Source organism: Clostridium vincentii, assembly GCF_002995745.1.
In the GTDB taxonomy this organism is placed as follows: domain Bacteria; phylum Bacillota; class Clostridia; order Clostridiales; family Clostridiaceae; genus Clostridium; species Clostridium vincentii.
In genome coordinates, this window is record NZ_PVXQ01000010.1 from 73,254 (window position 1) to 97,928 (window position 24,675).

Sequence of the window (24,675 nt, forward strand, 5' to 3'; positions counted from 1 at the left end):
ACATAGATTTTTAAACTTTTAATGAGAAGTCCTCTTCATCAAGAGTAAGATTATCATTATAATATGGATCTCTTATCCAAAGTCCCCACTTTTTATGAAACCTCTTTACTTCCTTCTCAAATCGTGCAATTTTCTCTACAGTAGTATCTTCTCCCCTTGATTTTGATTCATAATGATACATCTCAACAAATGGTGTAAATATAATTAAATGACCTTTTCCTCTTACCTTAAGGCAAAAATCTATATCATTAAAGGCAACAGGGAATTCTTCATCAAAGCCTTCAACTTCTTCATAAACCGATCTTCTAATCATTAAGCAAGCTGCAGTTACTGCACTTAAATTCTGAATAATCTTAAGCCTTCCACAGAACCCTAAATCATCCCGCTTAAAACCTCCATGTGAATGCCCAGCTACTCCTCGAAGACCAAGAATTACCCCTGCATGCTGTATAGTATCATCTGGATAATATAATTTAGCACCTGTTATGCCTATTCCCATTCTCTGAGTATGCATTAACATTTCCTCAATCCAATTTGGAGTAATGACTTCTATATCATTATTAAGAAAGACTATATATTCTCCCTTGGTCTCATTAAATGCATAATTATTAATTGCTGAATAATTAAATTCTTTGTCCCATGTAATTACTCTAATCTTATTATTACTTGCTAATTCTTCATAGTACTTAAATATCTCATCTTCAGTACTATTATTTTCAACTATAATTATCTCAAAATTCTTGTAAGTACTCTTCTCAAATATAGATTCAATACAAGCCTTTAATGTCTCATGTTCATCCTTATTAGGTATTATAATAGACACTAACGGATTATCAGCTATCTCATACTCCACCTTATATGACCCTTGGAATAATCCATCTTCAACAATACCTTTTGCCCCTATTCTCTCTAACTGATTCTTGATAGCTTCTTTGTCCTCTTCTATATCAATCTTATTTTTATTATAACTTCTACCATGATATAAAACTTTTGAAATATGTAATATCTCTTGAGCCCCTTCTGTTAACTTCAATAAAAGATCATAATTTTGATTGTCTTTAAACTCTCCAATATTCTCAAGAAGTTTCTTTGAAAATACAGCGAAGTTAGAAATATAATTATAACTTCTAAAAGTATCTGGAGCCCAATCCGGTTTAAACTGCGGTTCAGAAAATTCTTTTCCGCTATCACTTACCCTATCCTCATCTGTATAGATGAAATCAACATTTCTATTATTATTAATGCCTTCTACTATCTTATATAGTGCATCTAATTCCAAGAAATCACCTTGATTTAATAATCCAACAAATTCTCCTGAAGTTAGTTTCAATTCTTCATATACACTATTTAAAGTTATAGAATTTTCGCTTAAATAATTACCCTTTATATTGTCATATTTATTTTGATATTCCTTAAGCACTTTAATAGTAGATATATTATTGCTAGCTCCGTCTACAATACAAAGCTCCCAATTGCTATAGGTCTGTTTTATCAAGGATTTCATCATATCTCTAATATTACTCTCAGTTGTATTGTAAGTAGCAACAACTATACTTATCTTCGGAGAATATTCAAAAACATGTTTTCTTTGCTTTTCTAGCTCCTTTGTAGATGCTCTTTCTCTATTTAACCAATCATTATATTTTATACCTTTTAAACTTGTTTTAATTATTACTCTTTTTATCCTTATAAGGGTATCCATTACACCATAATCCATTATGTATTTAAATAACTTGCCTATATTTGAAAAATCAAATATAAACATGAATACATCTAATTTACTCCTAGACTTTTGTGTCTTTGTCTTATCATTACTTCTGAAATTACAAGTTGCCTCTTCATCTTTAGTTGAAAATACAATTTTATTCTTTTCTTTATATGGAATTGTTATTTTAAAACCAGTTTCTAGAGCTAAAGATTCCTCTTTATATTGATGAAAAATATCTGGTCTTTCAAATTTCTCCACTTTAAAATAATCAACATTCACCATTTCAATTTTTATAGGCTGCTTACTTTCTGCATAAGCCCAACCAGTCACAACTAATTCTGTCTTATCTTCAGTAACTAAAATATCATCTATACAAAATCTAATACTTCTCAAAATTAATTCACCCTTTTCTTGTAATTTAACTATATTACTCTAATAAAAACCTTGTCTTTATCTCTTTTATTCTATTACATTCCATTCATGGCTTATATAAAATTTGCCCTCTGATATATATTTATTTGCTACTTTAAATTCACAGATGGCTTCCTTATAATCAAGGTTTATAATACTCTCATCCGTAAAAATCCCTACATCTATTGTATATGTGCCCCCAAGTAATGGCATTTTAGGTATCCTATATATAACCTTATGCCTTCCAAAGGTATTTGGCATTTTAACCTTCTCTAAAGATGTATTTGGTCCGAATATATACTCTCTCCCGGGTGTATATATTGCAACACCTAGAAGAAAACCGTCTATTTCCTCTCTATAAATATCATAGGTTACTTCAACCTCTATATCTTCAAAGGATCTTAACTTTTCCTTTGACAGTTCCACTTTTGCTATAGACGCTAATGTATCATCATTTACTGGCGCTCTAAATTCTCCATTACTAGGAACTTCATCCTCAACAGCCTTATCCTTAAGCCTTACATCTGTTGTATTATCTCTTTCACCGTACTTCATAAAGTCTTCATATAAATCTGCTATTTCACCTGATTCACCTTGAGTTTTTATTCTCCCATCCATAAGCCATATTGCCTTATTACAGAATCTTTTTATTTGCTCTGTTGCATGAGATACGAAAAGTATAGTTGTTCCATTTGTTTTAAGATTCTTCATCTTTTCAATACATTTAATTTGAAATCTTGTATCTCCTACAGCTAATGCTTCATCAACTATTAAAATATCTGGATCAACATTAATTGCTACAGCAAAAGCTAATCGTGCAAACATACCACTAGAATAAATTTTTACAGGCTGATTTATAAAATCTCCTATATCTGCAAACTTTACAATTGCATCAATCTTCGCATCCATTTCTTCCCTAGTATATCCCATCATAGTTCCGTTAAGATATATATTTTCAATACCGCTATACTCCATATTAAAACCTGCTCCAAGTTCAAGTATAGCCGCTATTTTACCATTTATAGTTAACTCTCCTGAAGTAGGTGTTAATACCCCTGTAATCATCTTAAGCAAAGTTGATTTACCGGAACCATTCTTGCCCAATATTCCTATTGCATCACCCTTTTGAACATCAAAGGTTAATCCATTTAAAGCTACAAATTCTCTGTGATAAGATTTTTTGCTTTTAAATAAATTTTCCTTTAATCTATCAATTGGTTTCTCATATATATTATACGTTTTAACTAAATCTTTAACTTTAATCATTACACTCATATTAATACCTCTCTAAATCACATCTGAAAAATGTGGTTTTAATCTATTATATATTTTAATTCCTAATGATAAAATAACTAAACAAAGTACCCAGAAATATAATGTTCCATAGGGTCTTTCCCAAAAATATATTTTATCTATAAAAGCATCTCTATATCCTGTTACTATATAATACAATGGGTTTAGTTTGAATAATATTGCCAAATTCTTTGGGAGTATTGATACATTCCAACCTATTGGAGTAAACCAAAATCCTACACTTAAAATAACATTAATTATTTGACCGAAATCTCTAAAAAACAATATTATTGCTGATGACATTACTGAAACTGAATAAACAATACTTACCAATGCAAAAGAATAATATATAAACTGCAGAGTATATGCATCAGGATAATATCCATATAGGGCCATAATTAGATATATAAAGCCTATAAAAAAAACATGTACAAATAGTGCAGATATTATCTTTACCATTGGTAAAACTTCTATTTTAAAAACTACTTTTTTCACCAAATAACCATACTCTAAAAAAACATTACTTGTTGATGGAAGAGCTTCTGAGAAGAAAAACCAAGGTATTATTCCAGCTATAAACCAAAAAATGAAAGGTTTTCCTGCCACATCTCCTTGTTTAAAGGCTCCTTGAAAAACAAACCAATATACAAGGATTGTTATTACAGGATGAATAAATGCCCAAGCTATCCCAAAATATGAACCTGCAAATTTACTTTTAAAATCATTTCTTGATAAAGTCTTTATTAACTTCTTATTATCCACGGAAATTTTTAAAAATTTTATAGTTTCCTTCAGTTCTACTAAAGCTGTTGCCGCTACCCAACCTAATCCTAAAGAAGCGAATATCATAGCAATGTTTAATAGGGTTGAGCCTTCTCCATAGACACCTTCATCAACTTTAACATTATAATACTTGGTAAATAGCATAAATAATAATACAGAACCTACACAAGTCCCTAATACAATAAACGCCTTCTTTTTTCCTATACTTTTCATCATTTTCTCCTTTTTCTCTAATAAGCATTAGTATTTACAAACCCCTTAAAAACAGTTAAAAATACTATCTTAATATCTAGGGTTAAACTCCAATTCTCTATATAATAAATATCACATTCTATTCTCTTTTCAATAGAGGTGTCTCCCCTCCATCCATTAACCTGAGCCCAGCCTGTAATACCTGGTCTAACTTGATGTTTAACCATATATTTAGGTACTTCATCTTTAAACTTTTCTACATAAAAAGGTCTCTCGGGTCTTGGACCGATTAAACTCATATCGCCTAAAAGAACATTAAAGATTTGTGGTAATTCATCTATACTAGTCTTTCTTATGAAATTCCCAACCTTAGTTTTTCTAGGATCATTTTTAACAGTCCAATTCTCCTTTTCCTCGTCCGGATCTTGTTCTCTCATACTTCTAAACTTATACATAACAAATGAGTTTCTATTTAAGCCAATTCTCTCCTGCTTAAATATTAAAGGCCCCTTCGATGTAGTTTTTACAAGTATTGCAGTTATGATCATTATTGGGGAAAAGAGAAGTATTGCAATAGATGATCCGATTATATCTACGCCTCTTTTTATTGCCTTATTTAAAATATTATCTAAGGGAATATATCTCATGTTAATTAAGGGAATTCCACCAATTTCCTCTACAAAAGGTTTTGCTGGTAAGTACTTATAGTAACTAGGAATAATTTGAGCTCTAACCCCTAATTTCTCACAGGCAGCTATTATAGCCTTTAGCTTATCATAATCCTTCATCTCTAAAGTAATAATAATTTCATCAACATCTCTATTCTTACCTAAGAACTCGCCTAAGCAGTCTAAATCCCCTAAATATTTAAGATCTTCATATTTAATCTCACTATCTTCAAAGATACCTAAGACTTTATATCCCCAATGTTTATTTTCATTTATCAATTTATAAAACTTCTTAGTTCCATCACTAAATCCAACAAATACAGTATGCCGTATATTGTATCCATTTTTTCTTGCGCGTCTCATAAGCAGCCTTATTACAATTCTTTCTAGAGAAGTAAATACTGTACATACAACAAAGAAGATAACTAAAACTGATCTTGCATAATCTATCTGCTTTGTTAAGAATAAGACTCCAGTAAATAATATAATCCCATAAACATTTGAAATTATAATATTTACTATTTCTTTACTCATAAATATTACTCTCTCACTATTATAAAGTCTTTTGAAATTATATATTAATATGTATATGGGAACCATTATAAGAACAGGCACTAAGTATTCTCTAAAGCTTAGTATTCCTCCCTGAACTTCTATAATTCCACTATGAACTCGTATATACCAAGTAAATAAAAATGAAGTTATTATAGCTACTATATCCGTAAGAACCATAGCCTTATTAACTAATTTTTGATTTTGTTTAATCATATCTTACCCTCTCTTTAAAAGGTTTATTGTATTTATAAATAACATCTTTTCGATTTTTCTATAATTATATAGGTTGTTTTTAATCTTTACCCTATTAATTTTCTTCTTTGTTTTTAAGCCTTCAAATACTCCACAAATATAATCCCGTCCCAGGCCCTTTAAGGCAAAGTAAATCCACTTAATCATAATCCCAATAAAAATGAAGATAGAATTAAGTGCAATTTGAAGGTTAGGCATATTTTTATGGATCAAGTATATATTATTTCTAGCTGCAAGTTTTACCTTAAAGGAATTATGGCGACTTCCACTAGTTGCACTTCCTATATGATAAACCTTTGATTTAGATGCATAATAATTCTTATACCCATATATTCTTGCCCTATAGGATATATCCATATCCTCTAAATAGGCGAAAAAATCTTCATCAAATAGTCCTATTTCCTCTAAAATACTACTTCTATAAATAGCCGCTCCTGCACAGGCAGAAAACACTTCCCTTGAAATATCTTGCTTTGAACTAGGCTTGCCATCACCATTTTTGGAGCTCCAGCCAAATAACGTATACTCATCTCCAGCATCATCTATTATGTCTCTTTCTATAAATCTAAGCATTTTGCTTGAAGCTGAAAAGATTTTATCATCCTCTTTTATACAATTATAAAGTTCTTTAAGCCAATCCTTATGGAGCTCTGTATCATTGTTAAGCAAAGCTACAAATTCACTTTTGCTCCTCTTTATTCCTTCATTTACAGCTCTACTAAAGCCATAATTCTTATCCATAACTACTAAGGTAACCTTGTCTTTATAGTTAGCCCTTATATATTGAATACTTGAATCCTTGGAATCATTATCTATTATTATTATCTCTTCAGCTTTTAATGACTGTTCCATTAAGCTATCTAAGCAAGCTTTTAAGTATTTTTCCCCATTATAATTTGGAATTACTACTGAAACACCCATAAATAAAACTCTCCTATATCCTTATAAAATGCTATAGCTGTGTTGCATTCTTCAAGACCCCACAGTTATAACATTTCTAAAATTAATCTTCTCTACTTATATACTATTTATACATTTTCGTAATGTACTTTTGATAATCTCCAGTTGTTACATTTGCCATCCATTCTTTATTATCTAGATACCACTTAATAGTCTTTTCTATTCCAACTTCAAAAGTAGTTTCAGGATACCATCCTAGATCAGCCTTTATTTTATCTGGAGCTATTCCATATCTCTTGTCATGACCTTTTCTATCTTCAACATAAGTCATTAATTTCTCTGTTACTTCTTCGTCTACATTTTCATTTATATATGAAATAACTTTTTTAATTATTTGTAAGTTTGTTCTTTCATTATGTCCGCCTACATTATAGACTTCTCCTAGAACTCCTTGTCTTAAGACCATATCAATTGCTTTGCAATGATCTGCAACAAATAACCAATCTCTAACGTTTAAGCCATCTCCATAGATAGGTAAGTCCTTATGATTTAAACAATTGTTTATTAATAATGGAACTAACTTTTCTGGAAATTGGTAAGGGCCATAGTTATTAGAACATCTTGTAATGTTAATTGGCATTTGGAATGTATCTCCATAAGCCTTAACCATAAAGTCTGCTCCTGCCTTACTTGCAGAATATGGACTATGTGGGTCAAGTGGAGTATCTTCCATAAAGAATCCTGTATCTCCAAGAGATCCGTAAACTTCATCTGTAGATACTTGAAGATATTTAACTCCTTTAGCCCAGCCGTTCTCCTCTGTATACCAAGCATTCTTAGTACAATTTAAGAGGTTTACTGTTCCCATTACATTTGTTTTTGCAAATAATTCTGGTTCTTTTATACTTCTATCAACATGAGATTCTGCAGCAAAGTTTACAACGTAATCAAAACTATACTTCTTAAATAGGTCACTTACTAACTCAGCATCACCAATATCCCCTTTAACAAATATATGATGAGGATTTTTTTCTAGTGACTTAAGATTCTCAAGATTTCCTGCATAAGTTAATGAATCAAGATTTACTATCTTAACATCAAAATATTTGTCTAACATGTATAAAACGAAGTTTGAGCCTATAAATCCAGCTCCCCCAGTAACTAAATAAGTTTTCATTATTTTTTATCTCCTTTATATTCAAATGTGACATCTAAGTCCTTAAATCTTTTTTGTACTTTATCTTTTTCTGATAAAAGAATATTATCTATTCCCTCAAGTGGCCATTCGATTCCTACATCTGGGTCATTCCATAACATTCCACCATCAAATTCTGGTGAATAGAAATCTGTACATTTATAATTAAAAATAGCTTCATCAGAAAGAACTAAAAATCCATGTGCAAAACCTTCTGGAACATAGAATTGTTTCTTATTCTCTTCAGTAAGAATAACACCTTCCCATTGTCCATAAGTCGCAGATCCTTTTCTTAAATCTACTGCTACGTCAAATACACTTCCACGAGTTGCACGAACTAACTTTCCTTGAGTATGCTTAGTTTGAAAATGTAAACCTCTTAAAACTCCCTTACTTGACTTTGATTCATTGTCTTGTACAAAGTCCATAGTTAAACCAGCCTCATTAAAGTGTTCCTTATTATAAGTTTCCATAAAGTATCCTCTGCTATCGCCAAATACCTTTGGTTCTATAATGTATAAATCTTTGATTTTAGTTTTAACAAAATTAAAGTTTCCCATCTCATCTTCTCCTAACTTTTATTACTATATTTTTAGCATTTATAGCCAAATATAATTATACCAATTTTTCATCCTATTTTATACTATTATTATTCTTAATTCTTGTCAAATTTCTTTAAAGTATCCATCCTTTATGAAATATTATCTTGAAATCAAGTAGACTTTGTATTTATTAGTCCTTACTAAAAGTCTAATCTATATTTACCATAAAAGAATGACAATTCCATTAAGAACTCGCTAGGATCTTTTTATTCTCTATAAAACAAGAAAAAAGCATTCAAAAATATTAATTTAAGAATGCTTTATCTAAATATTATAGTAATTTCAAAAAGATTATCTTGCTGATCTTCCCTCAGCTATTCCATATGTTAAATAGTGATCATAATATGCTTTGTTGTTATTACCATAAGCATTTACTAAATCCTTATATCTGCTCTTATATATCCCTAAGTTAAAATTTTCACTTGCACTTCTTCATTCATTCCATATACTTTGAAATGATTCATTATTGCAGAATAATCTTTTCCATAGGCATTTACTAAATCTGGATTATTTTTACTATAATATCCCATATTAAATACAGGTGAAAGATTTCTCCCTTCTCTAAAACCATCATTTCTAAAATGATTATAAGCTGCTGTATAATTAGTCGCTCCAAAGGCATTTATTAAATCTTTATTATTAGCTAAATAAAATTTAACATCAAATATCTCCGAGGCTGTTCGTCCTTCTTTTATACCATAGGTTATCCAGTGATTATATAACTGTGCTTCATTAGTCCCAAAGGCTTGTCTTAAATCCGAATATTTATTAGCATAAAAATTAGCATCAAATACTGGAGCCTCTCCTGTTTCAGCTAGCACAATAGGCTTAGCTGCCTGAAGAGTAGTATTTGGAGCCGTAGCTATTATTATTCTTGCTCTCCAAAAACTATATATATCTGAGATTTTCACCACATCACCAGCCTTAGGCGAATGAATCATTTGATTATTACCTATGTATATTCCTACATGTCCATCATGTGGAAATACTAAATCACCTGGTTGCATTTCAGCTTGAGACACTTCCGTCCCGGCATTAATTTGAGTATAAGTACTTTCACCTATCTCAATTCCAGCTACCTGTCTATAGATATAAGCTGTAAGACCTGAACAATCAAATGTTCCTGGTCCCTTTCCCGCCCATTCATATGGTTTTCCCAGATGATTTTTTGCTTCAGCAACAATAGCTTGTCCATCAACAGTCGCTGCGTTAGTAGTAGCTGGTGTTGCGCTAGAAACCATTATTGTCGCCATTAGAATTGATAACAACATCTCTAGGAATTTCTTTCCTCTTCTTTTGTTTTTTGCCATTTTACCTTCTCCTTGCATAATTAATTTAAAGCTTTCGCTCAGTGCAACCTTATACCTTTTAATAGATATGAGCAACAGAATTGGTATTATGTTCTAGTAATAGCCCTAATATTTACCTTATATAGATTCTTTAGTATTTACATACAATCTATAGAGTAAATTTCTAACAAAGATATTCTCAATTGAATAATTAACTAATCAGCCGTATAATTAAATTTATTATGTTCAGTAAATCCCTAAATAATACCATAAAAATGAAAGGAGCTAAAAATATGAAATCTATTCGTAATATTTTTAAAAATCCAACTCTATATTTATATATAATAATATTTACAATTATCTTTTTATTAACAAATAATATGCATTTTAATGCTGATGAATATAACTATAGTCATATTACATGGACAAATACACGAATTTCATCATTAAGTGATATACTAACTTCACAAAAAATACTATATTTTAATTGGACTGGAAGAATCATAGTTCACTCTTTAATTCAGCTATTTTTATTTATTGGAGGCAACACTTTTCCCATTGTAAATTCATTTGTTTTTTGTATCTTTATTTACTTAATTTCAAATTTAGTTTTTTCTAAAAAAACGCCTTACCTTTTACTTATAATCTTTGCTATTGTGTGGATTTTCACTCCAATGTTTGGTGAAACAATAGTTTGGCTTTCTGGAAGTATTAATTATTTGTGGCCAAGCACCTTGTTTTTATTATTATTAAATATTTATTCTAAAAACAATTCAAAAACACCCTTGTTAATGATAATTGCCTTTATTACAGGTGCTTCTCATGAAATGATTTTTATATGTGGTGGAGCATATCTTTTACTAGATTTATGTATCAGTAAATTTAACCATAAAAAGATCTTAACCTTTTTATGTTTTTTAATTGGAGGACTATTCCTAATCTTAGCTCCAGGTAATTTTCTAAGAGTATCTCAACCTTCAAATATATTAAGAACAAGCACTATTATTAAAGTTTTAATTGGAATCATTTTATTTGCAGTAATAGTACTTATAAATACAAAATTAAAATCCACTTTTATAAAATATATAGATATCATCAAAAAACACAAGAAGACTAATACCATATTATCAATTCTATGTATTTTATCATTTATCTGTTTGCTAATATTAATTTTAACTAACTATATTCCCACAAGTGGCATCTTATTAGCCATATATTACTTTAAATTTTTATTAATATTAATACCCTTATTCATATTCTTATTCTTAAAATGTATAAAACAAAATATGTCTACTGAACAGTTATTAGTTAATTTAAATCTATTTTTTATAGGTATAATAAGCGGATTAGCTATGTATACTATGCCTGAATGTCCTGATAGAAGTTTCTTTTTAAGTTGTACCATTATTAATATAGCAATAATAAATCTAATTGGTTATTTAGGCTTTAAAAAAAGTTATCTCTTAACTTCATCAATTTTCATTTTAGCTTTTATAACCTTATCACTAACAATTCACTACTACATTATTTTTTTAGGATCTTGGAAAAAAGATTTTAATACTCAAATTACAGCTAGCGAAGGTTCTTCTCAAATTGTATTACCAATACAGCCTAAGCCCTTACTCTTAATAAGTAATTACTATGGGGCAGCACCTTCAACTCTATCTAATACTCCAAATTCTATAACTAATTACTATACAGCTAATTATTATAATTTCGAAGAAATTATTGGAGTAGAACAAAACACTATTGTTATGAAAATAGAAAAAGATAATATTGATAAAAATGCTATTTATTTTGAATATATAGATTCAGATGGAACTACTAAAAAAAGTTATTCAGAAAAAGTTCAAACAGAACCTTCCAAATCTGATTCAGATAAAAATCAAGCCTTTATATCAATTCCTTCTGATTCAACTGATATTCAATTTATAAACAAAAGTAGTCTAGAAATTACCAACGATAATATTACAATTTTCAAACTTAAATAACCTGTGGTACACTAGTATAAAAAGAAGAAATAATAAAGATTATAAATGGAGGCGTGTAAGATTTGAATTATAAACTTATATGTATAGATATGGATGGAACCTTGCTAGATGATAATCATCTAATAAGTGAAGAAAATAAAAAGGCCATAAAAGAAGCACATAACAGAGGTGTTGTAATCGCAGTAACTACAGGAAGGTTGTTTACATCTGCAAGCTACTCTTATAGTCTCCTAGATATAGAAGGACCTATTATAGCCTCTAACGGCACTTATATTCGTGAAAGATCAAAGGAAGAATTTATATATAAGGACACCTTCACCCTTGAGGAATGTAATGAGCTTAATGAAATACTTAATAAAAGTAACTTAACACATTATTTTTATACACATAATACAGCGCTAGGTTCTGAAACCTTGCCTGAAAATCATCCTTATGTAGCATTTAATAAAGAAGTCTCTGAGGACTTAAGAATTCACTTTTGTATAAAAGAAGATCTTTCACCACTTTTTAAAGAATATGAAAATGAAGTCTTAAAAGCTATTGTAATTGAAAAAAAGGATAAGGAAGCTTTATTAAAAGTTAAAAATGAGCTTAAATCTTTAGATAAATTTGAGGTAGTTAGCTCTGGCCCTTATAATTTTGAAATTATGAAGAAAGGTTCATCTAAGGGCTCGGCAGTTCAAAGATTAGCTGAATCCTTAGGAATTAAACAAGAACAGGTTATTTGCATGGGTGACAATGAAAATGATCTTTCCATGATTAGATATGCAGGTCTTGGAATTGCCATGGGAAATGCAGTTGACCTGCTTAAAAATGAAGCTAATTACATAACAGATACTAATGTAAATTCTGGTGTTGGAAAGGCTATTAGAAAATTTGTATTAAATTAAAAATGCTTAGGTATCCCCCATTTTATTGGGATACCTAAGCATTATTTTTTATATTAGAAATTAAATCTATTCATATATAAATTTGTGCATCTTCTCAGTAGTCGCCTCTTTATCGATATTTAATCTATATCCGCCATTTACTGTACTACTCCAGTGATCTCCATCATTAGGAAATCTATTTTGCAGAATATTCCCTGTTCCTATGCTTAAAACCTTAGTTCCAATTGATACAACCTCTGCATAGGTTAAATTAGTTTGAACTATTGGTAATCCCTCTAAAACAAAGGAATTCAAATCATCAACTGACATAGCACTTAATTTATTAGCTATAAGTGTTATAACAGTTCTTTGTCTTTGTGTCCTTTTAAAATCATTTCCATCTGTATGTCTAATTCTAGCATAAGCCGTAGCCTGCGTTCCATTTAAATGTTGCATTCCAGCTGATGTAATACCAGATGAGTTATTGCTAGTTCTTTCATTTATGCTCCTTACTAGTCCGTTTACTAAGGGAACCTCTTCACTATCTACATTTATATCTAGGCCACCTAGCTTGTCTATTATTTTAGGTAATGACTCTAAATTAACCCCTATAAACTTATCTATATCTAGATCAAAATTTGTATTAATAGTCTTAAGCATAAGCTCAGGTCCACCTGCTAACATTGCAGTATTAATTATATCATCCCCGTGGGTTGGAATATTCACATAAGTATCTCTCATAATGGATGATATTTTTAGCTGTTTTGTGTCTTCATTTATTGTCAAAATCATAATTGCATCAGATAGGCCGTGAAGTCCACCCTCTCCGCCATCATCTTCTCCTCTATCTACTCCAAACAAAGCAATATTAATAATATTAGAATATTCTTCTTTTTTCCCAGTATCATTAAGAACTTCCTCTCTGTCTATCTGTACATTATCCATTCTACTATAAACATAATAGCTATAGCCTGCTGCTCCTAATAATCCTAATAGTATTACTCCTAGTAAAGAAGACAATATAACTATAATTTTTTTCTTAGCACTCCACGGATTCTTTGTTTTTTTTCTTTTTCTTTCTTTATCTCTCATAATTTCTCCTTATAATTCCAGATTAATATACTTATTATACCTTATTTATCCTATTTCACAAATATTAAATTCTTATCATACAAGCTCTTTTAATGTTAACATTTTATACTTGTTTTTCATAAAGTATTAATATTATGAAAGGACGTGGTAATTCATGAACCGAACAAAAAAGCTATCCCCATTCAAAAAAATATTAATAGGTATTATTTCATTAATTCTTATTTTAAGTGTAGTGGGATATTCTTATATTTATACAACATTAAGCAAGGTTAATACTATAGAGATCGATCTTAATGACCTAGAGATCAAGCCCCATCTAACTGCTAATGTTGTTGTTGCGGAGATTAGAAACATTGCTATCTTTGGTATTGATTCTCTAGAGGGAGAAATCGGACGATCAGATTCAATAATGATATTAACCATTGATGAAAAGAATAATAAGCTAAAGGTTTCTTCTATAATAAGAGATTCCTATGTAGAAATTCCAGGGCGGGAAGGCAAGGATAAAATTAATCATGCCTATGCTTTTGGTACTGCTAGTGGTGACAATAATGGAGGCCCTACTTTAGCAATAAAAACTTTAAATAGAAACTTTAATTTAAATATACAGGATTTTGTATCTGTTAATTTTTCATCCCTTCCAAAACTTATAGATTCGGTTGGAGGTATTAAAATAAATATCAGTAGTGAAGAAATGACAATTTTAAATTTAGCTTCCGCTGGAAACCAAACATTAGATGGAGCTCAAGCTCTTGCATATTCTAGAATTAGATATGCAGAAGGCGGGGATTTTGTAAGAAGCGACAGACAAAGAAATGTAATCTCTGCTTTATTTAGTAAATTCAAAAGTGCTTCTATTACCTCCTATCCATCCTTACTAAAGAATTTATTACCTCTTTTAGATACTAATTTAAATCCCACTGATATTTTAGCTCTAGCTACAAAAATAAACTCTCTTCCTATTAGTCAATTAGATCAAGATAGATTCCCAAGAGATGATTATGGCGAAGGTAGACTTATCGATGGAATTTATTATTATGTATTTGATATTGAAGAAACTGCTAAACAGATGACTGATTATATATTCTTGGATCGATAATCAAATAAAAGTTGGCGAAAATGTCTTTTCACCAACCTTTTTTATTTAGCTAGTCTACTTTACCTAAATAATGTATAGTGTTAAAATTATCAAAGGGAAGGATGTGTTAGCTTTTGAAAAAAAGAAGAAAAATGTCTCCAGGTAAAAAAATATTAATAGGTATTATTTCATTAGTCTTAATTTTATGCGTTGGCGGTTATGCTTATGTTCATACAACCTTAAATAAGGTTAATAATATAGAGCTAGATAATACTGATTTAGAAATCAGCCCAACTTTAGAGTCTGAGGTTGATACAACTGATATTACAAATATCGCAATCTTTGGTATTGATTCTTCAGATGGAGAAATAGGACGTTCCGATTCAATAATGGTATTAACAATTGATAAACAACACGATAAGTTAAAGGTTTCTTCTATAATAAGAGATTCCTATGTAGAAATTCTAGGAAGAGACGGCAAGGATAAGATCAATCATGCCTATGCTTTTGGTACTGCTAGTGGAAACGCTAATGGGGGCCCTACACTAGCAATAAAAACTTTAAATAAAAACTTTAATTTAAATATAAAGGATTTTGTATCCGTTAATTTTTCATCTCTTCCAAAACTTATAGATTCAGTTGGAGGAATCCAAGTAAATATTACTAGTGAAGAGAAGAATATTTTAAATTTAGCCTCTGCTGGAAATCAAACATTAGATGGTGATGAAGCGCTTGCTTATTCTAGAATTAGACATGCAGTAGGCGGAGATTTTGTGAGAAGCGAAAGACAAAGAACTGTAATTACCGCTTTATTTAATAAATTTAAAAGTGCTTCAGTTACTTCTTATCCATCATTATTAGATGATTTATTACCTCTTGTAGATACTAATTTAGTTCCTACAGATCTTTTATCCTTAGCGATTAAAGCAAATTCTCTACCTATTAGCGAATTATCTCAAGATAGATTTCCAAGAGATGGCTATGGAGAAGGTAAACTAATCAATGGAATTTATTATTATGTATTTGATATTGAAGAAACTGCTAAACAAATGACTGATTACATATTCTTAGATAAATAAATAAAAGGTTGGTGAAAATATATTATTTCACCAACCTTTTTTTATTTAATAGATCTAATTTGACTAATAAAATTTTCATGTTCTTCAACTTCTCCAGTTAATTTTGTAACTTTTCCCTGTATGTCAGAAAGTATATACATCATTTTTTCTTGTTGGGCTCTTGTAACTTTTGCATTTTCTTCTAAGCCTCTTTGCATTATATACATTTCATCCTGTCTTTTATCCATACTATCTTGCTTTTCTTCCATACGGTCTTGCTTTTTTCCGATACTGTCTAATTTAGTTAATACTAATTCAAACATCTGTTTTATTTCTTTATCCATTTTAACACCACCATTTATATGATTTTACAATCTTATAATAAAATTATATCATTGCAAATCTTCTTTATTCTGTTAAATTGCTTTTAGGATCGCTATATCGTTCCAATTCTTTGATGTTATTACTTCCATGGTTGTTACATCTCTTCTTAGACCTTTAATATCTCCAGTCAAATAAGCCATATTATTACTAAAGTTATCCTGTTCGGCTTTGTTTACTTCTGCCAAATGCTCTAATGCTCTTAGAATTCTTGAGTTTTCATCAACCTTAATATCTAAAGTATCGAACCTGATCTCTAAATTATCGAACCTACTTTCTAAAGTGTCAAACCTACTTTCTAAAGTATCAAATCTAGTATCTAAAGTATCAATCTTATTATTAATATGTTTTAAAAGTTCCAAAATTTCTTTATCCATTTTACCACCACCATTTATATGATTTTACAATCTTATAATAAAATTATATCATTGCAAATTCTTTTTATCAATATGCAAAAACTTACAGATTTTACGTTCTTCAATCATATAAACCATAGAAAAACTCTAATCTATCTCTTCTGTTGTTCTTTCTTCTATATTTTTTCTATGTATCTTTTTTATACCCTTTTTGATAAGCAAAACCGCTCCATAAATTACAATATAACCAGCAAAAAAAGTTGCAAATCCCCATAGACCTGCTACTATGTCTGCAAATTCCATATTGCCTCTATTGGTAATTTTCTGTCCAATTTCGATACCAAAAACAATAACTACAAGTACGGTTACTGTATATATAAAAGATATGACAGCAATGCTATATTTAGAAATATCTTTAAATAACTTATTAACTACAAAGTAAATAAAAATACCAATTATACCTATAATAATAAAATGAAGTTGCTTATCATTAAACTTCATTTCAAAGCCACCAAAAAAATCTACAAGAATATCATGTAATTCATTAATTATTTCAACAATCAGTTTTAGTATTTTAATCATATGGACCCCCTTAATTCTCTATCTCTACTAGTATATACCATATGACCTTTTTCTTAAATTAAAACTTATTTCATTCAAAAGAATTTCGGAGAAATTCTAACCTTCAACTCTCCACTCTGTAGTTATTCTCGTCTCAAAGATTCTACTGGATCTAATTTAGCAGCTTTATTCGCTGGTAAGACTCCGGCAATTGTACTTATAACAATACTTACACTTAACCCGAATACTATGTAAGAATTCTGTATTAAAACTAAATTTATATCGAAAATTCTAGTTGATACAATATTTATGCCTTTCATTAATATAAATGCTAATGAAATTCCAAGAATACCACTAAAAACTCCAATTAGAAATGCTTCACAGACAAATATTCTTCTTATATCTTTTTGCCTTGCACCAATTGCTTTAATTATTCCTATCTCCTTTGTTCTCTCTACAACACTAATATACATAACAACTACTATCATAATTGTTGATACAACTAAGGATATTGCTGCAATTCCTGCTAATACATATGTTAAGATACTTATCATTTCATTAAACATTTCGCTCATTTGCTCTTGGGATGATCCTGTATATCCAAGTTCTTTGACCTTTTCTTTAATAGAATCTGTATATTCAGCCTTATCAGTATTAATATACATAACATTTGATTTCAATTCACTGCTATTTTCTGAATACAATTTTTCTAAATCTAGATAATTCAAAAAAACAGATTTCATTACTGCAGTTAAATCTCCACCTGCCGTAGCATAAATTCCACTTACAACAAATTCTTTCTTCACCATTTTTTGATTAACAAACATATTTAAAGTAACTGTTTTTCCGACAACCTCTCCACCAAGATTATCGCTTACAGATTTATTAATTAATACTTCGCCGTCTTTTGGTAGTGCTCCCTCTTCAACATTTGAAGCTGTTATATTTGATGATATAGTTGAGGTTCTCATTAAACCACTGGATTTACCATCATACTTTAATGAATTAGTCCCCATAGAAATTGCAGTAAATCCTTTTTCTACAGAGGATACATTCTCTATTTCAGCCAACCTTTGTATATCTTCTTCTTTAAATGAACTTTGCGGATTAATTGTAGGTTTTTCAATAGTTGCAATATCTAAGTCAACTGTCTCTTCATCATTACTTGGCATATTAACCTCTATTACTAAAGGATTCACATAGCTATTCATAGTCTTATTAAAATAAGCCTTAACTCCACTGCCCAAAGATAACATTAAAATAACACTCATTATTCCAATACTTGCTCCTATTGAAATAAATATGTTACGTACTAGTTTTTCCCTCATATTAATAAGGGCAAGTTTTATGGCAGATATGAAATTCAAATTCTGTCTTTTTTTATTTAGTTTTGCTTCTTCTTTATCGACTTTATCTATGTCAGAATTTTTCTCTAGTGCAAAAACTTTTTTATCATCAATGATTTTACCATCTGATATTTTAATCACTCTACTTGATAGAGCTGCTACCTTTTCAGAGTGAGTAACCATAATTACAAGTTTTCCTCTTTGAGCAATTCCCTTAAGTATCTCTAAAACCTGCATTGATGTCTTTGAATCTAAACTACCTGTAGGCTCATCAGCAATAATTACTTCTGGATTATTAATTAAAGCTCTAGCAATAGCAACCCTTTGCTTTTGACCTCCGGATAGTGCATTTGGTTTTTTATCCATATGGTCTCTCAAACCAAATTCAGTTAGTATTTTTTTTGCATATTCTATTCGATCTTTTTTTTTCACATTTGACAATGTCATAGCAATTGTTACATTATCTAAAACAGACAAATGTGATATTAGATTAAAACTTTGAAAAACAAATCCAACCTTATTTTTTCTATATTTATCAAGTTCCTTTTTTCTAAAGTTCCCAATATCTTTTCCACTTGCAAATAGTCCCCCTGAGTAATTAGAATCTAATCCTCCGATCAAATTCATTAATGTAGATTTACCGCTACCCGACTCACCAATCACAGACACTAATTCTCCCTTATCAAAGGATAAGTTAACATTAATCAAGGCCTTAAATTCTTCTTTTCCACTTAATTTATAGCTCTTATTAATATTTTTAAGCTCTAATAGATGCATATATTTCTCCTTATATTTAAACATATTTATAATGTTTCTTTAACTAATTATAACCTCATTCCACTTTTGACAAATTCCACTCACCTTTGTTGAGGACTTAGAAGACTCTGTCTCCTTAGGAGTTCGCCTTTATTCGCTATTTTTCACCAAGCAACAGATTTTCTCTCTGCTATTGTTTATAATTTCATGGGTTATATCATTAAAATTATAGTCATAAGTCTTGTTTTTTAAACAAAAAAAAAGCATTTTCATTAAATTTTATTATAATGAAAATGCTTGTACTTAGGCACTTTTAGAGCCTTATTAATTGCATACCTTCTATATCTTTCATAAACTAAATAATAAGCTAGATAGAAAAATATTACTCCTATTAAAACTCCTCCAAAATCTATTAAAACATCACCAACTGAAGAGGTTCTATTTGCTATAAAAGATTGGTGATACTCGTCAATTACAGCATAGATCAAACAAATAAATAGGATATAAATTATTGAATGTTTCCCTTTTTTATTAAAGGCGAATAATATTGCACTTACAAAAATTGCTAACACGATATAAATAAATGCATGAGCACTTTTTCTAACTATATATGTTAGTTGCTTTTCTCTCACTTTCTGCGCCTTAATAGTATCTTCCTGTATTAATTTACTTTCAATAAAATTGACTATTTTATTACTTTTTGCATGGGATGTTTCTCCATTATTACTAGACATATAAAATATAAATCCCATCCATACTATGCATAAAAGTATAATTACTTTCTTCAATTTATCAACCCCTTGTTATCACTGAAATAGTTTAATATTATATGCATCGAGCATTTCTTCAACGTGTGTTTGTTGTTTCAACACCCAACCAATCACATCTATTAGGTTGTTTGCATTTGTAGCTTTTATATACTGTGAATGACTTTGACTAATCCTATCTAAGAAGTCTTTATCTAATCACCTTTAATTTCTTTAACTCACGTTGTGTGGTCTGCAGTAACCTGCTTGCTAATTAGATAGTTTCTTCCTTAATTCATCTATAACCTTGTATTCCAACTTAGTATATCTTTTTACTTTTTCATTCTCTTCTCCATCTAATATCATTGCTTTAGCCATCTCCATAGCTTTTTTTATTTCGCCTTCTTCTCTGCCTTCTTCCTTGTCCTTATTTAAGTATATCACATGGATTTTTCCTTTGCTCCATCTTTATACCTTTAATATAATTATTCCCAATTTCAAGAACATATATTCTTATAAAAAATTAGCTACGTCCTTACCTTTCATGTTATATCCAATTTTTATCAAAATTTCACCTAATATTAAAAAAACAATTTTGCTCTTTGTTTAAAACAAAAACTTCACTAAATTTATTATTTAGTGAAGTTTTTATATTCTCATTATATGCCCCATCTTTGGTTATTTACATTTTGTTCACAGCCATCAACTGTCTTTGCGGAGATCTTTATTTTACTATTTTTTCCATGTCCCTGTTACCGTTGTTGGGTGCGCAGCGACCCACTTGATTATAATTTGTCAGCAACCCCAACCCCCAAGGACTTTGCGAGAGGCTTGCCTTGAACTTGCTACTATTTTACAGCTTTTAATTTTGCAATATCTTTCCAATTACTAGCCGTTATTACTTCAACATTTGTGATATCTTTCTTTATTGATTTAACGTCACCTTTAACTTGCTTCATTTGTTCTGACATATCACTCCTAAACTCTAGTAAATTAGCTATTTGATCTACTACTCCATCAACTTTTTTTTCTAAACTATTAAGTTGATTTTTTATTGGCTCTAATTTCTCATCAAGTAAGCTGCTTAATGCTTTTAATACTTCGTTATCCATTCTTTAATCACTTCCTTTTTTTCTATTATATTTAAGATTTTCTACTTAAGTTTCTCAGCACATAAATTATAGTTTTAATCTAAAAAAGACTCCTCAAATATACTCTTTAAGTATTCATATTCTAGAGGATTTTTAAAACTTAATATATCAACAAGTCCTGATTCAGCGAGTGCTTTAATAACTACGGTGAGTAGTTCAGTATATGTCTTCATATCTACACCTATAATAAACTTTTTGCCATTTTAAAAGTTAATAACCCCCAGGGATCTTTGGGAGGAACACCGTGACGAGCTTGTTTTCCGATGATGCTCTTTATGTTTAAGAAAATCTATATCATCCGATATTTTATCAATTTTCATATTAGCTACGGTTATATCTTCTGTTATTTTAGCTGTATATTCATGAACGAATCCCAATTTTTTTCAATTCTAACTTAACCTTTTTTAAGATCTTTTAATTCATTAAGTATTTGTTCTAGTATTTCATTCATATCAATACCTACATTACATTACTGTCATTATATCATATAGAATATTTTTTATGAATGCCTTTCCTAGAAAAAAAACACTGCACTAAATATTAATTTAACATAGCTTACAGCTTATATTTGTTTACTTATCTTTGAATTTTATTAATATTTTGTTAATGACCCCCGGGATGACATTGCCCCCGAGGGACCTTGCGAGAGGCTTGCCTTGAGCTTTTTATATAAGCTATTATTTAGGTCTTGAGAAAGGCTGAAAGTACTCCGCTTTTTGGGATGAACAGAGTGATAAGCTTGCTACTAATTAGATAGTTTCTTCCTTAATTCATCTATTACCGTATATTCCAACTTAGTATATCTTTTTATTTTTTCATTTCCTTCTCCATCTAATATCATTGCTTTAGCCATCTCCATAGCTTTTTTTATTTCGCCTTCTTCTCTTCCTTCTTCTCTGCCTTCTTCCTTGTAATGCAACTTTCTAATCTCATCTATACTCAATTTAAATACACCTCCACTTGCCTTTTTATATTCTTCATACTTATTTTCTAACTCCTGATTTTGAATTAAAAATAGGTATTCCAAAAAATCTACTAATGCTTTTATCTGATCATTATTTTTAACTTTATTATAATTTTTTAATTCCTCTGCTAATTTTATTTTTGCCTCATAAATGTCTTCATCTCTTACACCTGTTTCTAACAAGCTTTTTGCCATTTTAAAAACTAATTTTAATGGGTTCTCATCACTAATTTTTTCAAGCTTTATTTTTTCTACATCAATAGTTTTAAAGTTATATATTAATATTTCATTTTCTATCTCTGGTAATTTATATACATATCTTTTATCTTTTCCGCCCTCGCCTTTATAAGTATATATTGCTGCAGCCACTATTTCTGACTTATCTTTATCTTTATATCTAAATTTATCCCATATCCTATAAAAGTATCTGAACATTCTTTCTCCAAAAACTTCATGTTCACTACTATAGCTTTGTACTTCTACGTGTATAAATAATATCTTACTTTTTTTATCTTTTAATCTCACCTTTATTATTTTATCCGAGATTACTTTTTCGCTACTATCTCTATCAAATATATCTTTTTGTATTTCTTGTAGATCTTTATCTAATGATTCTGTTCCTAATTCCCAATCCACCTTACTAAATATCTCTGGAAAAAGCAATTCTACTATTTCTACCTCAAAGGCTTCTAAAATTGATTTCCAGGCTGCATCAAAATCATGTTTCTTTGCCAAAATTTATCCACCTCCTTGAAAATTATACACCTCTAGGATGCTTTCTAAATCAATTACTCTATATTAATATTATATACCATATAGAACCTTTCTTAAACGAAAAAACTCCACTAAACATACATTTAGTGAAGTGGCTTGTACTTGCATTTTTCAGCTGACTGTCACCCTTGCGGATGACTTAAAGGACTCCGCTTGCTTTTTTACTATTTTTCCCATGTCCCTGTTACCATTGTGGGGTGCGCAGCGACCCACTTGCTCGAATAAATGGTACTCTGGGGTGCTAATGAGGAACTCGTGACTCATTTGCTTTTGGCGCACTGACAGTCACCCTTGTAAATACTTCTCTACCTCTTCTAAATTTTCTATGTCTAAAATATTTTCAATAATCAAATTTAATTTATCACTATTAAACTTTTCTATTTTTTCTATAAAACTATTATCTAATGCTCCAATTTTCCTAGTCAGTAACTTTATGACTCTTTCAACATCTTTTAGTCTAGATTTCTCTTTTTCTTTTTCAATACCTTCTTCTCTTCCTTCTTCTCTTCCTTCTTGTTTATAATGTAATTTTCTTATTTGATCTACTGTCATTTTTAAAGCACCTCCTTTTTCTCTTTTATAATTTTCATATTTTTGTTCCAATTCCCTATCTTGAATTAAAAACAAGTATTCTAAAAAATCCACTAATGCTTTTATTTGCTCATTATCTTTAACTTTATCATATATTACCAATTCTTCTGCTAGATTTATCTTTGCTTCATATATATCTTCATCTTTTGAATTTGTTTCTAATAATGTTTTCGCCATTCTAAAAACTAATTTTAAAGGATTATCATCACTGATTTTTTCTAAATTGATTTTTTCTACATCAATACTTTTAAAATTATATACTAGTATCTCATCTTCTAACTCTGGCAATTTGTATATATATTTTTTATCTTTTCCTCGTTGTCCTTTATACGTATATATTGCTGCTGCAACTATCTCAGATTTATCTTCATATTTATACCTAAACTTATCCCAGATCCTATAAAAATATCTGAACATTCTTTCTCCAAAAGCATCTTCTTCACTACTATAACTTTGTACCTCTACATGTATAAATAATATCTTACTATTCTGATTTTTTAACCTAACCTTTATTATTTTATCTGAAATTATCTTGTCGGCACTGTATTTATCAAAAATTTCTTTTTGTATTTCTTGCAATTCTTGATCTAATGATTCTGTTCCAAGCTCCCATGCTATTTCATTAAATATTTCTGGAAAAAGTAGTTCTACCACTTCTATTTGAAATGCTTCTAATATTGATTTCCATGCTGCATCAAAATCATGTTTCTTAGACAAATTTATTCACGTCCTTCTAATATGGTATTCTTTTTTTACAATGATAATTTATCTTTATTTACTTATATTATATCCCATAAGATAATTTTGATAAACAAAAATCTTGATATAATTCTATAAATCAAAAAAAACTTCACTAAATTTATTATTTAGTGAAGTTCTTAGATTAGTTATTTATTTACTTATTTTTGAATTTTATTAATTTGTTAACAACCCGGTAAGTAGACCAGGGAATCATTTCCCTGGCCCCTCTCAGAACCGTACGTGCGGATTTCCCGCATACGGCTCCCCATATTATAATTTACAGAATATATGTAATCTCTTTCTTTAATTCAAATATATTTACATGTATTTTAGCTTCAGGCACTTCAAAATATCTAAACATTTTATCAAACC

23 protein-coding genes are annotated in these 24,675 nt (G+C 29.7%); 4 read left to right on the forward strand and 19 right to left on the reverse strand.

The window, feature by feature from the left end; genetic code table 11:
- Nucleotides 1-10 precede the first annotated feature (10 nt).
- From CLVI_RS06480 to CLVI_RS06515, 8 genes are all read right to left on the reverse strand, one after another.
- Nucleotides 11-2,101 carry a glycosyltransferase family 2 protein gene (locus CLVI_RS06480; RefSeq protein WP_106059299.1) on the reverse strand — a complete coding sequence of 697 codons (2,091 nt, stop codon included), beginning with the start codon at nucleotides 2,099-2,101 and terminating at the stop codon, nucleotides 11-13.
- Between the two features lie 66 nt (nucleotides 2,102-2,167).
- On the reverse strand, nucleotides 2,168-3,394 hold the full coding sequence (locus CLVI_RS06485; RefSeq protein WP_106059300.1) for an ABC transporter ATP-binding protein: 1,227 nt from the start codon (nucleotides 3,392-3,394) through the stop codon (nucleotides 2,168-2,170).
- Nucleotides 3,395-3,406: 12 nt separating this feature from the next.
- Complete coding sequence (locus tag CLVI_RS06490) at nucleotides 3,407-4,411, reverse strand: ABC transporter permease (RefSeq protein ID WP_242980587.1); 1,005 nt, start codon at nucleotides 4,409-4,411, stop codon at nucleotides 3,407-3,409.
- A 14-nt stretch (nucleotides 4,412-4,425) separates the two neighbouring features.
- Entirely contained in the window at nucleotides 4,426-5,823 is a 1,398-nt protein-coding gene (locus CLVI_RS06495; RefSeq protein WP_106059301.1) for an undecaprenyl-phosphate glucose phosphotransferase, read from the reverse strand.
- Nucleotides 5,824-5,826: 3 nt separating this feature from the next.
- Nucleotides 5,827-6,783 carry a glycosyltransferase family 2 protein gene (locus CLVI_RS06500; RefSeq protein WP_106059302.1) on the reverse strand — a complete coding sequence of 319 codons (957 nt, stop codon included), beginning with the start codon at nucleotides 6,781-6,783 and terminating at the stop codon, nucleotides 5,827-5,829.
- A gap of 103 nt (nucleotides 6,784-6,886) precedes the next feature.
- Entirely contained in the window at nucleotides 6,887-7,939 is a 1,053-nt protein-coding gene (gene rfbB / locus CLVI_RS06505; protein WP_106059303.1) for a dTDP-glucose 4,6-dehydratase, read from the reverse strand.
- The gene (gene rfbC / locus CLVI_RS06510; protein WP_106059304.1) at nucleotides 7,939-8,517 is read right to left on the reverse strand and encodes a dTDP-4-dehydrorhamnose 3,5-epimerase; all 579 of its coding nucleotides are present in this window, start codon (nucleotides 8,515-8,517) and stop codon (nucleotides 7,939-7,941) included. Before rfbC ends, rfbB begins: the two co-directional genes overlap by 1 nt.
- A gap of 446 nt (nucleotides 8,518-8,963) precedes the next feature.
- Complete coding sequence (locus CLVI_RS06515; RefSeq protein ID WP_242980588.1) at nucleotides 8,964-9,869, reverse strand: C40 family peptidase; 906 nt, start codon at nucleotides 9,867-9,869, stop codon at nucleotides 8,964-8,966.
- Nucleotides 9,870-10,141: 272 nt separating this feature from the next.
- On the opposite strand from CLVI_RS06515, the gene CLVI_RS06520 reads away from it, so the two are divergent.
- Entirely contained in the window at nucleotides 10,142-11,839 is a 1,698-nt protein-coding gene (locus tag CLVI_RS06520) for a DUF6056 family protein (protein ID WP_106059305.1), read from the forward strand.
- Between the two features lie 62 nt (nucleotides 11,840-11,901).
- On the forward strand, nucleotides 11,902-12,729 hold the full coding sequence (locus tag CLVI_RS06525) for a Cof-type HAD-IIB family hydrolase (RefSeq protein ID WP_106059306.1): 828 nt from the start codon (nucleotides 11,902-11,904) through the stop codon (nucleotides 12,727-12,729).
- Nucleotides 12,730-12,795: 66 nt separating this feature from the next.
- Here CLVI_RS06525 and CLVI_RS06530 read toward each other — a convergent pair whose 3' ends face one another.
- A complete protein-coding gene (locus tag CLVI_RS06530; RefSeq protein WP_106059307.1) occupies nucleotides 12,796-13,800 on the reverse strand; it encodes an LCP family protein in 1,005 nt (334 codons plus the stop codon).
- Nucleotides 13,801-13,954: 154 nt separating this feature from the next.
- Here CLVI_RS06530 and CLVI_RS06535 point away from each other — a divergent pair, with 154 nt between their 5' ends.
- Together CLVI_RS06535 and CLVI_RS06540 are read left to right on the forward strand one after the other, a co-directional pair.
- A complete protein-coding gene (locus CLVI_RS06535; RefSeq protein WP_106059308.1) occupies nucleotides 13,955-14,899 on the forward strand; it encodes an LCP family protein in 945 nt (314 codons plus the stop codon).
- Nucleotides 14,900-15,012: 113 nt separating this feature from the next.
- Nucleotides 15,013-15,957 (forward strand): LCP family protein, encoded by a 945-nt coding sequence (locus CLVI_RS06540; RefSeq protein ID WP_242980589.1) that lies wholly within the window; start codon nucleotides 15,013-15,015, stop codon nucleotides 15,955-15,957.
- A gap of 41 nt (nucleotides 15,958-15,998) precedes the next feature.
- Here the strand turns inward: CLVI_RS06540 and CLVI_RS06545 are convergent, their stop codons facing one another.
- The 10 genes from CLVI_RS06545 to CLVI_RS06580 all read right to left on the reverse strand — a co-directional run bounded on the left by CLVI_RS06545 (nucleotide 15,999) and on the right by CLVI_RS06580 (nucleotide 24,279).
- On the reverse strand, nucleotides 15,999-16,280 hold the full coding sequence (locus CLVI_RS06545) for a hypothetical protein (RefSeq protein WP_106059309.1): 282 nt from the start codon (nucleotides 16,278-16,280) through the stop codon (nucleotides 15,999-16,001).
- 72 nt (nucleotides 16,281-16,352) lie between these two features.
- Nucleotides 16,353-16,694: a hypothetical protein gene (locus CLVI_RS06550; RefSeq protein ID WP_106059310.1), complete on the reverse strand. Its 342-nt coding sequence runs from the start codon at nucleotides 16,692-16,694 to the stop codon at nucleotides 16,353-16,355.
- Between the two features lie 126 nt (nucleotides 16,695-16,820).
- Nucleotides 16,821-17,255: a hypothetical protein gene (locus tag CLVI_RS06555; protein WP_106059311.1), complete on the reverse strand. Its 435-nt coding sequence runs from the start codon at nucleotides 17,253-17,255 to the stop codon at nucleotides 16,821-16,823.
- A gap of 122 nt (nucleotides 17,256-17,377) precedes the next feature.
- Complete coding sequence (locus tag CLVI_RS06560) at nucleotides 17,378-19,357, reverse strand: ABC transporter ATP-binding protein/permease (RefSeq protein WP_106059312.1); 1,980 nt, start codon at nucleotides 19,355-19,357, stop codon at nucleotides 17,378-17,380.
- Between the two features lie 251 nt (nucleotides 19,358-19,608).
- Nucleotides 19,609-20,124, reverse strand: coding sequence for a VanZ family protein (locus tag CLVI_RS06565; RefSeq protein WP_106059313.1), 516 nt, complete (start codon nucleotides 20,122-20,124; stop codon nucleotides 19,609-19,611).
- A gap of 228 nt (nucleotides 20,125-20,352) precedes the next feature.
- Nucleotides 20,353-20,526 carry a hypothetical protein gene (locus tag CLVI_RS17410; RefSeq protein WP_170065611.1) on the reverse strand — a complete coding sequence of 58 codons (174 nt, stop codon included), beginning with the start codon at nucleotides 20,524-20,526 and terminating at the stop codon, nucleotides 20,353-20,355.
- Between the two features lie 404 nt (nucleotides 20,527-20,930).
- Entirely contained in the window at nucleotides 20,931-21,194 is a 264-nt protein-coding gene (locus tag CLVI_RS06570; RefSeq protein ID WP_106059314.1) for a hypothetical protein, read from the reverse strand.
- 74 nt (nucleotides 21,195-21,268) lie between these two features.
- Nucleotides 21,269-21,406, reverse strand: a complete 138-nt coding sequence (locus tag CLVI_RS17415; protein WP_170065612.1) for a hypothetical protein — start codon at nucleotides 21,404-21,406, stop codon at nucleotides 21,269-21,271.
- A gap of 572 nt (nucleotides 21,407-21,978) precedes the next feature.
- The gene (locus CLVI_RS06575; protein ID WP_106059315.1) at nucleotides 21,979-22,932 is read right to left on the reverse strand and encodes an Rpn family recombination-promoting nuclease/putative transposase; all 954 of its coding nucleotides are present in this window, start codon (nucleotides 22,930-22,932) and stop codon (nucleotides 21,979-21,981) included.
- Nucleotides 22,933-23,256: 324 nt separating this feature from the next.
- Nucleotides 23,257-24,279 carry a DUF4351 domain-containing protein gene (locus tag CLVI_RS06580; RefSeq protein WP_146127308.1) on the reverse strand — a complete coding sequence of 341 codons (1,023 nt, stop codon included), beginning with the start codon at nucleotides 24,277-24,279 and terminating at the stop codon, nucleotides 23,257-23,259.
- Nucleotides 24,280-24,675 lie beyond the last annotated feature (396 nt).

Bases quoted from the DNA above. Each gene is read 5' to 3' on its own strand.
- CLVI_RS06485 (WP_106059300.1), bottom strand. From the start codon at position 3,394: ATGAGTGTAATGATTAAAGTTAAAGATTTAGTTAAAACGTATAATATA.
- CLVI_RS06490 (WP_242980587.1), bottom strand. From the start codon at position 4,411: ATGATGAAAAGTATAGGAAAAAAGAAGGCGTTTATTGTATTAGGGACT.
- CLVI_RS06495 (WP_106059301.1), bottom strand. From the start codon at position 5,823: ATGATTAAACAAAATCAAAAATTAGTTAATAAGGCTATGGTTCTTACG.
- CLVI_RS06500 (WP_106059302.1), bottom strand. From the start codon at position 6,783: ATGGGTGTTTCAGTAGTAATTCCAAATTATAATGGGGAAAAATACTTA.
- rfbB (WP_106059303.1), bottom strand. From the start codon at position 7,939: ATGAAAACTTATTTAGTTACTGGGGGAGCTGGATTTATAGGCTCAAAC.
- rfbC (WP_106059304.1), bottom strand. From the start codon at position 8,517: ATGGGAAACTTTAATTTTGTTAAAACTAAAATCAAAGATTTATACATT.
- CLVI_RS06515 (WP_242980588.1), bottom strand. From the start codon at position 9,869: ATGGCAAAAAACAAAAGAAGAGGAAAGAAATTCCTAGAGATGTTGTTA.
- CLVI_RS06520 (WP_106059305.1), top strand. From the start codon at position 10,142: ATGAAATCTATTCGTAATATTTTTAAAAATCCAACTCTATATTTATAT.
- CLVI_RS06530 (WP_106059307.1), bottom strand. From the start codon at position 13,800: ATGAGAGATAAAGAAAGAAAAAGAAAAAAAACAAAGAATCCGTGGAGT.
- CLVI_RS06535 (WP_106059308.1), top strand. From the start codon at position 13,955: ATGAACCGAACAAAAAAGCTATCCCCATTCAAAAAAATATTAATAGGT.
- CLVI_RS06545 (WP_106059309.1), bottom strand. From the start codon at position 16,280: ATGGATAAAGAAATAAAACAGATGTTTGAATTAGTATTAACTAAATTA.
- CLVI_RS06550 (WP_106059310.1), bottom strand. From the start codon at position 16,694: ATGGATAAAGAAATTTTGGAACTTTTAAAACATATTAATAATAAGATT.
- CLVI_RS06555 (WP_106059311.1), bottom strand. From the start codon at position 17,255: ATGATTAAAATACTAAAACTGATTGTTGAAATAATTAATGAATTACAT.
- CLVI_RS06560 (WP_106059312.1), bottom strand. From the start codon at position 19,357: ATGCATCTATTAGAGCTTAAAAATATTAATAAGAGCTATAAATTAAGT.
- CLVI_RS06570 (WP_106059314.1), bottom strand. From the start codon at position 21,194: ATGGATAACGAAGTATTAAAAGCATTAAGCAGCTTACTTGATGAGAAA.
- CLVI_RS17415 (WP_170065612.1), bottom strand. From the start codon at position 21,406: ATGAAGACATATACTGAACTACTCACCGTAGTTATTAAAGCACTCGCT.